The 14,714-nt window shown below is 62.5% G+C and carries 13 protein-coding genes; 11 read left to right on the top strand and 2 right to left on the bottom strand.

Annotated features, from left to right (window positions below; translation table 11 throughout):
• Nucleotides 1-18: 18 nt before the first annotated feature.
• Nucleotides 19-1,314 (bottom strand): glucarate dehydratase family protein, encoded by a 1,296-nt coding sequence (locus tag ACNAZA_RS12455; protein WP_415796888.1) that lies wholly within the window; start codon nucleotides 1,312-1,314, stop codon nucleotides 19-21.
• 115 nt (nucleotides 1,315-1,429) lie between these two features.
• Here ACNAZA_RS12455 and ACNAZA_RS12460 point away from each other — a divergent pair, with 115 nt between their 5' ends.
• From ACNAZA_RS12460 to ACNAZA_RS12490, 7 genes are all read left to right on the top strand, one after another.
• The gene (locus ACNAZA_RS12460; protein WP_415796889.1) at nucleotides 1,430-2,239 is read left to right on the top strand and encodes a FadR/GntR family transcriptional regulator; all 810 of its coding nucleotides are present in this window, start codon (nucleotides 1,430-1,432) and stop codon (nucleotides 2,237-2,239) included.
• A 97-nt stretch (nucleotides 2,240-2,336) separates the two neighbouring features.
• The gene (locus ACNAZA_RS12465) at nucleotides 2,337-3,314 is read left to right on the top strand and encodes a Bug family tripartite tricarboxylate transporter substrate binding protein (protein ID WP_415796890.1); all 978 of its coding nucleotides are present in this window, start codon (nucleotides 2,337-2,339) and stop codon (nucleotides 3,312-3,314) included.
• 40 nt (nucleotides 3,315-3,354) lie between these two features.
• Entirely contained in the window at nucleotides 3,355-4,266 is a 912-nt protein-coding gene (kdgD, locus tag ACNAZA_RS12470) for a 5-dehydro-4-deoxyglucarate dehydratase (protein ID WP_415796891.1), read from the top strand.
• Nucleotides 4,267-4,315: 49 nt separating this feature from the next.
• Nucleotides 4,316-5,293 (top strand): Bug family tripartite tricarboxylate transporter substrate binding protein, encoded by a 978-nt coding sequence (locus tag ACNAZA_RS12475; RefSeq protein ID WP_415796892.1) that lies wholly within the window; start codon nucleotides 4,316-4,318, stop codon nucleotides 5,291-5,293.
• Between the two features lie 72 nt (nucleotides 5,294-5,365).
• On the top strand, nucleotides 5,366-6,331 hold the full coding sequence (locus tag ACNAZA_RS12480) for a 2-hydroxyacid dehydrogenase (protein ID WP_415796893.1): 966 nt from the start codon (nucleotides 5,366-5,368) through the stop codon (nucleotides 6,329-6,331).
• A 40-nt stretch (nucleotides 6,332-6,371) separates the two neighbouring features.
• Entirely contained in the window at nucleotides 6,372-7,709 is a 1,338-nt protein-coding gene (locus tag ACNAZA_RS12485; protein WP_415796894.1) for an enolase C-terminal domain-like protein, read from the top strand.
• A gap of 180 nt (nucleotides 7,710-7,889) precedes the next feature.
• Nucleotides 7,890-9,338, top strand: a complete 1,449-nt coding sequence (locus ACNAZA_RS12490) for an aldehyde dehydrogenase family protein (RefSeq protein WP_415796895.1) — start codon at nucleotides 7,890-7,892, stop codon at nucleotides 9,336-9,338.
• A gap of 85 nt (nucleotides 9,339-9,423) precedes the next feature.
• On the opposite strand, the gene ACNAZA_RS12495 is transcribed toward ACNAZA_RS12490, so the two are convergent.
• Nucleotides 9,424-10,395, bottom strand: coding sequence for a LysR family transcriptional regulator (locus ACNAZA_RS12495; protein ID WP_415796896.1), 972 nt, complete (start codon nucleotides 10,393-10,395; stop codon nucleotides 9,424-9,426).
• A 115-nt stretch (nucleotides 10,396-10,510) separates the two neighbouring features.
• Between ACNAZA_RS12495 and ACNAZA_RS12500 the strand changes: the two genes are divergently transcribed.
• Genes ACNAZA_RS12500 through ACNAZA_RS12515 form a run of 4 tightly spaced genes read left to right on the top strand, consistent with a single transcriptional unit; the run spans nucleotide 10,511 to nucleotide 14,709 of the window.
• Entirely contained in the window at nucleotides 10,511-11,485 is a 975-nt protein-coding gene (locus tag ACNAZA_RS12500) for a Bug family tripartite tricarboxylate transporter substrate binding protein (RefSeq protein WP_415796897.1), read from the top strand.
• Between the two features lie 3 nt (nucleotides 11,486-11,488).
• Complete coding sequence (locus ACNAZA_RS12505) at nucleotides 11,489-12,535, top strand: 4-hydroxythreonine-4-phosphate dehydrogenase PdxA (RefSeq protein WP_415796898.1); 1,047 nt, start codon at nucleotides 11,489-11,491, stop codon at nucleotides 12,533-12,535.
• A 60-nt stretch (nucleotides 12,536-12,595) separates the two neighbouring features.
• Nucleotides 12,596-13,768 (top strand): L-rhamnonate dehydratase, encoded by a 1,173-nt coding sequence (locus ACNAZA_RS12510; RefSeq protein ID WP_415796899.1) that lies wholly within the window; start codon nucleotides 12,596-12,598, stop codon nucleotides 13,766-13,768.
• A gap of 11 nt (nucleotides 13,769-13,779) precedes the next feature.
• A complete protein-coding gene (locus ACNAZA_RS12515) occupies nucleotides 13,780-14,709 on the top strand; it encodes a dihydrodipicolinate synthase family protein (protein ID WP_415796900.1) in 930 nt (309 codons plus the stop codon).
• Nucleotides 14,710-14,714 lie beyond the last annotated feature (5 nt).

Genomic DNA, 14,714 nt, shown 5'->3' on the forward strand with positions numbered 1-14,714 from the left:
TGCGCTGTGGATTGGGGTTCAAAAACGGGGTTGGTGGCCGGTGAAGGATGGGTCGTACTTGCGCATCTGCCCCAGGTCGTCCCGGTTGCGAATGCCACAGCGCAGATAGTTGTCGTGCAGGCGAGCCAGCGCCTCGCGGTCCAGCGTCACGCCCAGGCCCGGCGTGGTGGGCACGCGCAGGCTGCCCTGCTCGAACTGCAGACGGCCGCCTTCGACGACCTCTTCGTCCTGCCATGGGTAGTGGGTGTCGCAGGCATAGGTCAGCAGCGGCACGCTGGCGCACAAATGGGTCATGGCCACCAGGCTCACGCCCAGGTGGGAGTTGCTGTGCATGGACAGGCCCAGGTCGAAAGTGCGGCACAGTGTGGACAAGCGCTGCGTGGCGCGCAGGCCGCCCCAGTAGTGGTGGTCGCTGAGCACAATCTTCACGGGGCAGCCCATGTCGGCATTGCGGCGGAACTCGGCAAAGTCCGTCACCACCATATTCGTAGCCAGAGGCACCTCGCACTCGCGCGCCACGGCCGCCATGCCGTCCAGACCGGGGGCTGGGTCTTCGTAGTACTCCAGCACGCCGCGCAGCTGCTGCACGATCTTGAGGCTGGTTTCCACGGTCCAGTTGCCATTGGGGTCTATGCGCAGCGGCAGACCCGGAAAGGCCTCGGCCAGCGCCAGAATGCCTGCGGCCTCCTGCTCGGGCGGCAGCGTACCGGCCTTGAGCTTGATGCTCTGAAAGCCGTACTGCGAGATCATGCGGCGCGCCTGCTCCACCAGTTGCTGCGGCGCCAGTGCCTCGCCCCAGGCATCCGGCGCATAAGGCTGGTCTATGTGTTCGGCGTACTTGTAGAACAGATAAGCCGAAAACGGCACGCGGTCGCGCGCTGCGCCGCCCAGCAGATCCACGATGGGCGCCTGGGCCATCTGGCCTTGCAGGTCGAGCATGGCGACTTCAAAGGCGCTCACCACCTTGGCCACGGTCTTGGACACATGGGTACCCGGTGCCAGCGAAACCTGCTGGCCCAGAAACTCCGAAGCGGTCAGCTGGGGCGGCGTCACCAGGGCCGCAACACGCACTTCCATTTCGTTGAGCGCCCAGGGCGACAGTCCGATCAAGGACGGAGCCACCTTGGCCAGCGCCTCCAGCATGGACTGGTCGCCATAGCTTTCATTGATGCCCACCAAGCCCGATGCGGTCTCGATCTCGATGATGGAGCGCAGCGCCCAAGGCTCGTGTATGCCCGCCGCATTGAGCAGCGGCGGATCACGGAAAGCAATGGGCGTGATGCGGATGTGGCGGATCGCGTGAGAGGTGCTCATTTTGGACGGGCAGCGGCGGTAGTGAAATCAGAGTGGCTGGGTGAAGCCACGGAGCTTGAGTGCAGAAGTCTTGTGGTATGTTGTCGTACAACTAAAAACTATTATCATCAGAGCCATGAGCACCCAGACATCGGAATTACCCCAATCCACTGCATTTTTATTGCCGACGGAGGGGTCTGCGCTGCGCAGCAAGACCAGCCGAGGCAGTCGCAGCCTGGCCAATCTGTTGTCTGAAGAGTTCGAGCAAAAGATTCGGCAAGGCCTGCTCAATGAAGGCGACAAGCTGCCTACCGAATCCGAGCTGGTTCGCAGCTACGACGTCAGCCGCACCGTGGTGCGTGAAGCCTTGTCCAAGCTGCAAGCCGGCGGCCTGGTGGAAACACGGCATGGCATAGGCACTTTTGTGCTGCCGGCACCGGTGCGCCAAAGCCCCGTGCTCAACGCCCATGAATTGAGTGAATCGGTGGATGTGCTGGCCGTGCTGGAGCTGCGCATCAGCCTTGAGACCGAAGCCGCCGGCCTGGCCGCACAACGCCGTCAAGCCCCACATCTGCAGGCCATGCGCGAGGCACTGCAGGCCTTCGAACACAACTTTGCGCTTGGAAACGAAACCGTCAGCCACGACCTGGCCTTTCACCTCAGCATCGCGCAGGCCACGGGCAATCGCTACTTCCAGGAAATCCTCCAGCATTTCGGCACGCTGCTGATTCCACGCAACCGCATCACCTCCATCCATACACCGGCCCGCGACCCCGATTACCTGCGTCGCGTCAATCGCGAGCATGAGGAAATCTATGCCGCCATCGAGCGCCAGGACGCAGATTCTGCCCGTGCCGCCATGCGCATTCACCTGACTAATTCGCGCGAGCGCCTGCGCCTGGCGCAACGTCTGAGTCAGGCGCAGGAATCAGGCACAACGGCTTAATCACCGCCCCATCCGCGTTTCCCCCTAGCAGGAAGGCATTGGATTTTGAGATTTCTAGTTGTATGATGACCGACAACAACCAGGAGACAATCTCATCATGCTTTGCCGCTCCCGATTTCTGTGTTCCGCGCTGGCGCTTGCCGCCAGCAGCCTGTTTTCCCCTCAGCTGCTCGCAGCCGAAGCCTGGCCTTCCAAGCCGATTCGCCTGGTTGTTCCCTATCCCCCCGGCGGCAGCTCCGACATCATTGCCCGTGCCATAGGCCAGCAGCTTTCGCAAGAGTTCAAGCAACCCGTGGTGATCGAAAACAAGCCCGGCGCCAACGGCAACCTGGGCGCAGAGTTTGTCGCCCGCGCACCGGCTGACGGCTACACCTGGCTGCTCTGCGATCTGGGTGCGCTGGCCATCTCGCCCTCGGTCTATACCAAGCTCAGCTTCGATCCCTCCAAGGCCTTGCGCGGCGCAGCCATGCTGGCGTACTCGCCCCACATGCTGGTGGTTCACCCGTCCGTGAAGGCCAACAACCTCAAGGAGCTGGTGGAACTGTCCAAGAAGCAGGATCTGAACTTTGCCGTGACGGCCACTGGCAGCGCTCCCCACCTGGCCGGCGTGGAACTGGCCCGACTGACCGGAGCCAAGTGGGTTTACGTGCCTTACAAGGGCGGCGTTCAATCGGTGCAGGACACCGTCGCCGGCCAGACTCAGGTGCTGATGAACGGCATGCTGGCCACCTACCCCCATGTACAAAGCGGCAAGCTCAAGCTGCTGGGCATCTCCAAGAGCAGCCGCATGCCCTTGATCTCCGATGTGCCCACGCTGGCCGAGCAAGGCGCCCAGGGCTTTGACTCCGGTACCTGGCAAGGCGTAGTGCTGCCGGCCAAGACGCCGGAAGCCGTGATTCAGCGCGTGAACCAGGCCCTGCTGGCCTCCATCCGCTCGCCCGAAGTGCGCTCGCGCCTCACGGCCCAAGGCGCCGAGGTGGTGACGATGACGCCCACCGAAACCGACAAGTTCTTCAACGCCGAGCGTGCCCGCTGGCGCAGCGTGGTGCAAACCGCCAATTTGCAGCTGGACTGAAGTTCAGCACCTTTCTGCTCTGTTCTTTCAAAGGATTCCCATGACCCCCCAAGACCTCAAAGACGTGATGAGTTCCGGCCTGCTGTCCTTCCCCGTGACGGACTTCGACAGCAACGGTGACTTCAATGCCAAGGGCTATGCCGCCCGCCTGGAATGGCTGGCCCCCTATGGCGCCAGTGCCCTGTTCGCCGCCGGCGGCACGGGCGAATACTTCTCGCTGTACGGCGAGGAGTACGGCCAGATCATCAAGACCGCCGTGGACACCTGCCGCGGCAAGGTACCCATCATTGCCGGTGCCGGCGGCCCCACCCGCACCGCCATCGCACATGCCCAGGAAGCCGAACGCCTGGGCGCCCACGGCATCCTGCTGCTGCCCCACTACCTGACCGAAGCCGGCCAGGAAGGTCTGATCGCCCACGTGGAGCAGGTCTGCAAGAGCGTGAAATTCGGCGTCATCGTCTACAACCGCGACCGCACCCGCTTTACGCCCGAATCCCTGGCCATCCTGGCCGAGCGCTGCCCCAACCTGGTGGGCTTCAAGGACGGCATGGGCAATATCGAGACCATGTCCTCCATCTTCATGAAGATGGGCGACCGCTTCGCCTATCTGGGCGGCCTGCCCACCGCCGAAATCTATGCCGCCGCCTACAAGGCTCTGGGCACGCCCGTGTACTCCTCGGCCGTCTTCAACTTCATACCCAAGACGGCAATGGATTTCTACGAAGCCGTGCGCACCGACGACATGGCCACGCAGCACAAGCTGCTCAAGGAATTCTTCATGCCCTACCTGAAGATCCGCAACCGCGTCGAAGGCTACGGCGTCAGCATCATCAAGGCAGGCGCCAAGCTGGTGGGCCACGGTGCCGGCCCCGTGCGCGCTCCACTGACGGACCTCAAGCCTTCCGAGATGGAAGAGCTCAAGGCCTTGATCGACAAGCTCGGCCCCCAATAAGCCCGGCACCGGCAGGTGCCAGCACCTGCCGCCCCAAGGAGACAAACGCATGAAAAAAACATGGATCACTCTGGGCGCAGCGCTCGCCCTAAGCACCCAGCTGGCACCCATGGCCCAGGCGGCCGGCAGCTTTCCTGAAAAAGCCGTCAACGTCATCGTGCCCTTTCCGGCCGGCGGCTCTACCGACACCGTGGCACGAGCCGTGGCCTTGAGCATGGCCGAGCAGCTGGGCAAGCCCTTTGTCGTGGAAAACCGCCCCGGTGCCACAGGCACCATCGGTGCGGGAGCGGTCAAGCGCGCGGCGGCCGACGGCTACACCCTGCTCGTGGCTTCGTTGGGCCCGTTCGTCGTCACGCCCCATCTGGTCAAGAACGTCCCTTACGACGCGGCCAAGGACTTCGACTACATCACCATTCCCGTGCAGGCGCCCAATGTGCTGGTGGCCAGCCCCAAGCAAAAGGTCCGCAGCGTGAGCGAAGTCATCGCCGCACTCAAGGCCAATCCTGGAAAAATCAGTTTTGCCAGTTCGGGCAACGGATCTTCCGATCATCTGTCGGCCGAACTGTTCTGGCAGCAAACCGGCACCGAAGCCATGCATGTGCCCTACAAGGGTGGCGCCCCGGCCATTACCGACCTGCTGGGCGGCCAGGTGGATTTCTCGTTCCAGAACGTCAATGCCGTGCTCTCTCACCTGCGCAGCGGCAAGCTGCATGCGATTGCCGTCACGGGCACCAAACGCTCCCCGGTATTGCCTGATGTGCCCACGCTAGAAGAGTCAGGCGTCAAGGGCGCCGAGGTCTATTCCTGGCAAGGCATGGCAGCGCCCAAAGGCCTCCCCGCCGAAGTGAAGGCCAAGCTGGCCAAGGCTGCCATCGCCGCCGTGCAGCAGCCCGACATCCGCAAGCGCTTTGTGGAGCAGGGTCTGGAAATCGTAGGCAACACACCCGAAGAGTTCACACGCTTTCAGACCCAGGAAAACGAACGCTGGAAGCAACTGATCCAGACCCGAAAAATCACCGCCGACTGAGCTGGCGCTCAAGCACAACCAAGGAGGCCTCTGCGGCCTCTGAATCTCGCAAGGCTGCAAGGACCTCCAGGCATGGCAAATTCCCGCTCCCGCGTTCTCCAATACGGCAAGATGCCGCTGCCCCAGCTTGACGCCGACTTGGCTCAGGCCTACGAGGTGAGCATCCTCTCCGAGCAGCCCGACCCTGAGCACTTTCTTGCCGAGCAAGGCGCACAGTTCGAATATTTGGTCACTTCGGCGGCCATGGGTTTGCCGGCGCGCGTGATCCAAGCTTTGCCCAAGCTCAAGTTTGTGAGCAGCTTCGGCGTAGGCTTTGATGCCCTGGATCGCGAAGCCCTGCAAGACAAAGGCGTGCGTGTGGGCTATACCCCCGGCGTGCTTGACGACTGTGTGGCCGATATGGCTTTTGCCCTGCTGCTGGACGCCACACGCGGCCTCAGCGAATCCGACCGTTTTGTGCGTCGCGGCGACTGGAGCAAAGGCCGTTTCGGCATCCGCACCCGCGCCAGCGGCAAGCGTCTGGGCATCTTCGGCATGGGCCGCATCGGCAGCACCGTGGCGCGCCGTGCAGCGGGCTTCGACATGGAAGTGGCTTATCACAACCGCCGCCCCATCGAGGGCTCGCCCCACCATTACCTGCCCTCGCTGCTGGAGCTGGCGCGCTGGTCCGATTTCCTGGTCATCACCGCCGCCGGCGGCGACAGCACCCAGCATCTGGTCAGCACCGACGTGCTTGACGCTCTGGGCCCGCAAGGCTTTCTGATCAATGTGGCCCGCGGCAGCGTGGTGGACGAAGCCGCCTTGGTGACCGCTCTGCAGCAGCAGCGCATTGCCGGCGCCGGCCTGGATGTGTTCGAGGACGAGCCCCGCCCCAAGCCCGAACTGCTCGCGCTGGACAACGTGGTGCTGGCACCCCACATCGCCAGCGGAACCCATGAAACCCGCCGCGCCATGGCCGACCTGGTGCTGCACAACCTGCAGCAATACATCGCCACGGGGCGCCCCGCGGCCGAAGTGCCTTGGTCAGCCGCGCAGTGATCACCGTCTATTCCTTCCGAGTCTGTTGAACGAGCACTCCATGTCCACTACCCCGACCATCACCGAGATCGAAGTCATCCCCGTCGCCGGCCGCGACGGCATGCTGATGAACCTCAGCGGCGCGCATGCGCCCTACTTCACCCGCAACATCGTGCTGATTCACGACAGCAGCGGCCACACCGGTGTTGGCGAGGTGCCAGGTGGCGAAAGCATTCGTCAGGCCCTTGAAGACAGCAAAAGCGTGCTGATCGGCCAGTCCATCGGTCAGCATCTGCAACTGCTGCAACGCGTGCAAAAGAATCTGGAAGGCCGCGACACCGGCGGCCGCGGCTTGCAGACCTTTGACCTGCGCATTGGCGTGCATGCGGTCACGGCCGTGGAATCGGCCCTGCTGGACCTGCTGGGCCAGCACCTGGGCGTGCCCGTGGCAGCCTTGCTCGGCGAAGGCCAGCAGCGCGATCGCGTGGAAATGCTGGGCTATCTGTTCTTTGTCGGCCCTTCGGACAAGACCCGCCTGCCCTATGTCAAACCCGGTGAAGACCCGCTGGGCAGCGACAACTGGACCCAGGTCCGCCACATGGAAGCCATGACGCCCGAGGCCATCGTGCGCCAGGCCGAAGCCGCTTACGAACGCTACGGCTTCAACGACTTCAAGCTCAAGGGCGGCGTGCTGGCCGGCGAGCAGGAAATCGAAGCCGTCACAGCCCTGGCCAAGCGCTTCCCCGAGGCCCGTGTCACGCTCGACCCCAATGGCGGTTGGCTGCTCAAGGACGCCATCCGCCTGATGCGCGACATGCACGGCGTGCTGGCCTATGCCGAAGACCCTTGCGGTGCCGAAAACGGCTTCTCGGGTCGCGAAGTCATGGCGGAATTCCGCCGCGCCACCGGCCTGCCCACGGCCACCAATATGGTCGCCACCGACTGGCGCCAGATGGTGCACGCGCTGTCGCTGCAGTCCGTGGACATCCCGCTGGCCGACCCGCATTTCTGGACCATGGCCGGTTCCGTGCGAGTGGGCCAGACCTGCCGTGACTGGGGCCTGACCTGGGGCTCGCACTCCAACAACCACTTCGACATTTCGCTGGCCATGTTCACCCATGTGGCGGCTGCCGTACCCGGCAAGGTCACGGCCATAGATACGCACTGGATCTGGCAGGACGGCCAGTATCTGACCCAGAACCCGCTGCAGATCAAGGGCGGCTTTGTGGAAGTGCCCAAAACGCCAGGCCTGGGCGTGACCGTGGACCGCGCCGCCTTGCAGCGCGCCAACGCCCTGTACCTGGAGCACGGCCTGGGCGCCCGCGACGATGCCATCGCCATGCAGTACCTAATTCCCGACTGGAAGTTCGACAACAAGCGGCCTTGCATGGTGAGGTGATGCCTCCCCCCTGTGGCGCTGCGCGCCTTCCCCCCAAGGGGACGACGCCATCGCTGCGGGGCAGCGCGGCCGGCGTAGGCCCTTGCCCGGCGTCTCTGGCATGGAGCGCGCCGGTGGTTAGAGCCCTGCACTGATCGGAATCACGCGCTTTGGCGCCCCCTTTTTCTTACGGAGAACTCTATGTCCCGCTACGACAACCTGATCAACGGCCAATGGGTCGAAGGCAAAAGCTACGCCCCCAACACCAACCCCAGCGATCTGTCCGATGTGATCGGCGACTATGCCCAGGGCGATGCATCCGATGTGGAAGCCGCCGTGGCCGCAGCTACGGCCGCCTTTCCGGCCTGGAGCGGGTCAGGCATCCAGGCGCGTTCCGACGCGCTGGACAAGATCGGCAGCGAGATCCTGGCCCGCAAGGAAGAGCTGGGCGATCTGCTGGCCCGCGAGGAAGGCAAGACCCGCGCCGAAGGCATTGGCGAGGTGGCCCGTGCCGGCCAGATTTTCAAATTCTTTGCCGGCGAATGCCTGCGCCTGGCCGGCGAGTCCCTGCCTTCCGTGCGCCCCGGCATTGGCGTGGAGATCACCCGCGAACCCATTGGCGTGGTCGGCCTGATCACGCCCTGGAACTTTCCCATTGCCATTCCCGCCTGGAAGATCGCCCCGGCCCTGTCCTTTGGCAACTGCGTGGTCTTGAAGCCTGCCGATCTGGTGCCCGGCAGCGCCTGGGCTCTGGCCGACATCATCCACCGCAGCGGCATCCCTGCCGGGGTCTTCAACCTGGTCATGGGCCGTGGCCGTGTGATTGGCGAAACCTTGGTGCAACACCCCGGCATTGCCGCCATCAGCTTTACCGGCTCGGTGGGTGTGGGCCGTGGCATTGCAGCGGCCTGCGTGGCATCGGGCAAGAAAGTGCAGCTGGAGATGGGCGGCAAGAACCCGCAAGTGGTGCTGGACGATGCCGATCTGGCGCAAGCCGTGGAGCTGTCGGCGCAAAGCTGCTTTTACTCCACCGGCCAGCGCTGCACGGCCTCCAGCCGCCTGATAGTGACCGACAAGATCTACCCAGCCTTTGTTGAAGCACTGCAGGCCCGCATGGCCAAAATCAAGGTCGGTGATGCGCGTGCTGCAGGCACCGACATCGGCCCCGTGGTCAGCCAGGCCCAGCTGGAGCAAGACCTGAGCTATGTGGAAATTGCCAAGACCGAAGGCGCCCGGCTCGCCTCGGGAGGCGGCCGCGTGGCCTGCCACACCGGCAGCGGCAAGGAGGGCTTCTTCATGCAGCCTGCGCTGCTGGTGGACACCGAAGCCGGCATGCGCATCAACCGCGAGGAGGTCTTCGGCCCCGTGGCCAGCGTGATCCGCGTCAGCGGCTATGAAGAAGCCCTGGCCGTGGCCAACGACACCGAGTTCGGCCTGTCCGCCGGCATTGCCACCACCAGCCTCAAGTACGCCACCCACTTCAAGCGCCACAGCCAGGCCGGCATGGTGATGGTCAACCTGCCCACGGCTGGCGTGGACTATCACGTGCCGTTTGGCGGCCGCAAGGGCTCGAGCTACGGCCCACGTGAGCAGGGCCGCTATGCCCAGGAGTTCTACACCACGGTGAAGACGGCCTACACCCTGGCCTGATTCGACATAGTTGCTGCTTCTCTTTTACCGGGCCTTGAGCCCGGCTTTTTTAGTCCATCCGCAAAAGCTACGCTTACGGAAACGTCTATTGCTTGGGACTCCGTTTGGACTCGGCCGCCGCCTCACCTGGGCGATGCAGCAGTTCCAGAAAGCGTTGCGCAGCACGACTGATGGGACGGTCCTTTCGCACCAGGCTGCCATACGCTTCCAGTTTCCGTCGCATCCGGTAGGGAAGAATATGCAACATGCCATGTGCGGCATTGATTTCGGCCACCGTCTGAGGGATCACGCCCACCATATCGGAGCTTCGCACCAGATTCATCGTGGTCAGGATGGATCCCGTCTCGATCAGCCCTCTTGGCAAGGGAATGCAGTTCTCTCTGAACTCCTGCTCAATCAAGGCGCGCATAGGGCTGCCCGGGGGCTGCAACACCCAGCCATAGGCCTGCAGGGCTTGAAAGCTGATTGGCTGCTCCCCCAATAGCGGATGCTCATTGCCGACGATGACTGCCAGACTCTCGTCATCGATCACACGGAAGCTGCAATCCTCTCCCGCAGCCGTCGTCATGCGCCCCAGTACCACCTCCAGCACCCCTTCCTGCAGCTGAGCCAGCAAGCGATCGCTGGTATCCACCGCAACCTCCACCTCCAGCAGCGGCAGCTCTTTCTTAAGTTGCAGCAAAGCCTGGGTAAGCCGCCCCGGCGATGCGGCCATGATGCTGCCGATCACCAGACGCCCGGCACTTCCATGACGCAGCTCACCCAACTCACGGTTCAGCGCCTCGATGTTGCCGCGCAGCGAGCGAAAGTAGGCCAAGACCCGCTCGCCGGCCTCATTGCGTTGCAAGCGGCGCCCTACCCGCTCAAACAAAGGCTGCCCCAGCGCATCTTCCAGCTCATGCAGCATTTTGGTGGCCGCAGGCTGCGTCAATCCCAGCTCGGCTGCAGCGGCGCGCAGCGTCTGCCGCTCCTCAATCGCCAGCATCAAAGCCACCTGACGCATGCGCAAGCGGTTCAGCAGCTGAGGCGTGTTGTTCTGCTTGTCTATTGAACCCATGGCCGTATTTTCTGATTCCTTCAGGTTATCGATTTATCAATAACTTTCAATTTACGTATATCAGAGCTCTCCCTAGGATCGGGGGGCGATGAGATAAGAAACACCGGAGACAACCATGTATAGACGCCATCTACTTTCAGCCGCCTTGTGCGCTTCTGTCCTGCTTTCCTGGCACGCACATGCCCAAGACCCCAGCAACTGGCCCACCAAACCCGTGCGCATGCTGGTAGGTTCGGCCCCAGGCGGCGGTACCGACGCCATGGCGCGCGCCGTGGCTGACCGGCTGGCACCACTGCTCAAGCAACCTGTCCTGGTAGAAAACCGCCCCGGTGTCTCCAACACCATGGCCGTGGATGTCACGGCCAAATCAACCGACGGCCACACCATGGTGATGGGCGTGGTGACCGCCCATGCCATCGCACCCCACTTGCTTAAGCTGGGCTATGACAACAACAAGGATTTGGTACCAGTGGCCTTTGTCGGCTCTGTACCCAACGTGCTGATCGTCGGCAACTCTGTCTCCGCAAACTCGCTAACAGAGCTCGTCAGCATGGCCAAGAAAAAGCCCAGCCAGATCAACTTTGCCAGCAGCGGTACCGGCAGCACCCAGCACATTGCCGCCGAGATGTTCAAAGATGCCGCGGGCATCAACATCACCCATGTGCCTTACAAAGGCAGCTCCGCAGCACTGGTCGATCTGGTCAGCGGTCAAGTGCAGATGAGTTTTGACACCATGCCTTCTGTCATCGGCCAGATCAAGACCGGCAAGCTGCGGGCGCTGGCTGTCACCTCCCCTCAGCGCAATGCCCAACTACCCCAGGTTCCCACCATGGCCGAAGCAGGCCTGCCCAATGTGGAAATCAGCGCCTGGTATGGCATCTACATGCCGGCCTCCACACCCAAGGCGGTGCAGCAAAAAGTGCATGACGAAGTCAACAAGGTCATCGCCATGCCCGAAACCAAAACCCGCCTGGAAGCCGTGGGCGCCGAACTGCGTCCCATGACCCAAGCGGACTTCGCCACCTACCATCTCGCCGAATACAAACGCTTCGGCGACATCATTCGCAAGAACAATATCAAGCTGGACTGAATCATGGCTACCGATTCTCTTCCCGTCGTCGCCCTCACCCTCGGAGATCCTGCGGGGATCGGGCCCGAACTCATCGCACGCTTGCTGGCAAAGCCCGAGGCCGCACAGCAAGCCAACCTGGTGCTCATCGGTGACCCCTGGCTGTGGGAGCAAGGCCAGCGCATTGCCGGCGTACAGGTTGCCACCGTTCCCGCGCAGAATCTGGCCAAGGTGCGCCACCGCAGCAGCGCCAATCTGCCTGCCTTCATCGCCATGGAGACGGTCTCGTCCACCGATGTGATGCAAGGTCAAGTCGGTGCTGTGGGCGGGAAGTCGGTGCTGCAGGTGCTTAATCGATGCATGGATGCGGCGCTGGTGGGCGACATCGATGCCATCTGCTTTGCCCCGTTGAACAAGCAAGCCATGAAGCTGGGCGGCCTGCGCCATGAGGATGAGTTGCATCACTTTGCCGAGTACCTGGGGGCACAAGGCTACTTCTGCGAATTCAACACCTTGGGCGATTTGTGGACCTCGCGCATCTCATCTCATGTGCCGCTCAAGGATGTCGCCAGCTATCTCAGTGTGGAGCGGATCACCCAGGCGGCCGAGCTGATCTACAAGGCCTTGCGTGCCAGCGGCTTTGCGGCACCCAAGGTCGCCATTGCGGGCTTCAATCCGCATAACGGCGATGGAGGCACCTGCGGCCGCGAGGAGATCGACATCATCGCCCCTGCCGTGCAGTCCTTGCAGGCTCGTGAATGGCCCAGCGATACGCCGTTTCACGGCCCGTTTCCGGCCGACACCATTTTTCTGAAAGCCCTGGCCGGCGAGTACCAGGCCATCGTGACCATGTACCACGACCAAGGCCAGATCGCGATCAAGCTGCTGGGCTTTTCGCGCGGTGTCACGGTGCAGGGCGGTCTGCCCATTCCCATCACGACACCGGCTCACGGCACGGCCTACGACATTGCCGGCCAGGGCCGCGCCAATGTGGAGGCTACCTGGCAGGCGCTGCAGATTGCGACCCGCATGGGCACCGCCCACCGCAGCAAACAACAGGCCACTGCCTGACCGACTCCCGCAGGTGGCTGCCGTCACCTGTCTTGTTCACGCTTTTTTGTAGAGGTCTTTATGAAGATCAAGTCTGTCCGCGCCCGTGTCTTCCAGTGGAAGGGCAAAACCGTTCCGCCCCAGGGCAACTTCTGCTCCAACGCCATGGATCTGGTGTATTCCAACACCGAGTCCATGAGCACCTTCCGCTTTCACTCCTGGACGGTGGTGGAGATCGAAACCGATGACGGCATCGTCGGCATCGGCAATGTGGCGCTAGCACCGAAAATCGCCAAGGCCATCATCGACGAATACCTGGCGCCGCTGGTCATCGGTCAGGACCCCTGGGACTATGAATACCTGTGGCAACGCATGTATCGCGCCACCCATGCCTGGGGCCGCAAAGGCGTGACCATGGCCGCCATCTCGGCCGTGGATCTGGCCATCTGGGACATTCTGGGCAAGAGCGTGAACAAGCCGGTGTTCAAGCTGCTGGGCGGTCGCACCAAGGAAAAGATTCCCTGCTACTACAGCAAGCTCTACCGCACCGACCTGAAAGAGATGCAGGACGAGGCCCAGAAATTTCTGGACCAGGGCTTCACCGCTTTCAAGATGCGCTTCGGCTACGGCCCGGCCCATCTGCAGCACGGCGTGAAGGAGAACCTCAAGTCGGTCGAAGCCATCCGTGAAGTGATCGGCTATGACAACGATTTGATGTTGGAGTGCTACATGGGCTGGAACCTGGAGTACGCCAAGCGCATGCTGCCCAAGCTGGCCAAGTTTGAGCCCCGTTGGCTGGAAGAGCCGGTGATTGCCGACGATATCGATGGCTACGCCGAACTGAACAATATGAACATCATCCCGATCTCGGGCGGCGAGCATGAATTCAGCCTTTACGGCTTCAAACAACTGCTCGACAAGAAGGCGGTCAGCGTCGTGCAGTACGACACCAACCGCGTGGGCGGCATCACGGCCGCACACAAGATCAATGCGCTGTGCGAGGCCTATTCCGTGCCCGTGATTCCTCACGCCGGCCAGATGCACAACTACCACCTGACCATGAGCACGATTGCCTCGCCCATGGCCGAGTACTTTCCCATCTTCGACGTGGAGGTGGGCAACGAGCTGTTCTGGTACATCTTTGATGGTGAACCGATTGCCGACAACGGCTTCCTGCAACTCAGGGACGATGTCCCGGGTCTGGGCCTTTCGCTCAAGACCGAGTACCTCGACCAGTTCGACATCATCGAGTAAGGAGCCGCACCATGCCCGGACTTTCCAATCCCCGCTATCGCGGCATTTACCCCGTCGTTCCCACTACCTTCCACGAGGACGGCACGCTGGACCTGATCAGCCAACGTCGCTGCGTGGACTTCATGATTGACTCCGGCGTGGACGGCCTGTGCGTTCTGGCCAACTATTCCGAGCAGTTCCTGCTCGGAGATGAGGAGCGTGAAACCCTCACCCGCCTCGTGCTGGAGCATGTGGCGGGGCGCGTTCCGGTGATCGTCACCACCACCCACACCAGCACTGCCATCTGCGCCGCACGCAGCCGCCGTGCGCAGGATATGGGTGCGGCCATGGTGATGGTGATGCCGCCCTATCACGGTGCCACCTTCCGCTTCGGAGAGCCACAGGTCCATGCCTTCTACCAGGGCGTATCCGATGCCATCGACATTCCCATCATGATCCAGGATGCTCCGGCCGCCGGCACGCCGCTGCCACCCGCCTTTCTGGCCAAAATGGCCAAAGAGATAGAGCAGGTCAGCTACTTCAAGATGGAAACCGCCGGTGCAGCCAACAAGCTGCGCGAGCTGATTGCCCTGGGCGGCGAAGCCATCGAAGGCCCCTGGGATGGCGAAGAAGGCATCACCTTGCTGGCCGACCTGGAGGCCGGTGCCACGGGCGCCATGACTGGCGGCGGCTTTGCCGACGGCATTCGCCCCATCATCGAAGCCCACCGCAACGGCGACAAGGACAAGGCTTTCGAGCAATACCAGCGCTGGCTGCCGCTGATCAATCACGAAAACCGTCAGGCCGGATTTCTGGCCGCCAAAGCGCTGATGAAAGAAGGTGGCGTGATTGCTTGCGAAGCACCGCGTGCACCCTGGCCTGCACTGCACCCCGAGGTGCGCCGACAACTCATCGCCATTGCGCGCCGACTCGACCCTCTGGTTCTGTGCTGGGCGCGTTAAAAGGG

Origin of the sequence: Comamonas aquatilis (assembly GCF_965139575.1) — a bacterium.
In the GTDB taxonomy this organism is placed as follows: domain Bacteria; phylum Pseudomonadota; class Gammaproteobacteria; order Burkholderiales; family Burkholderiaceae_C; genus Comamonas; species Comamonas aquatilis.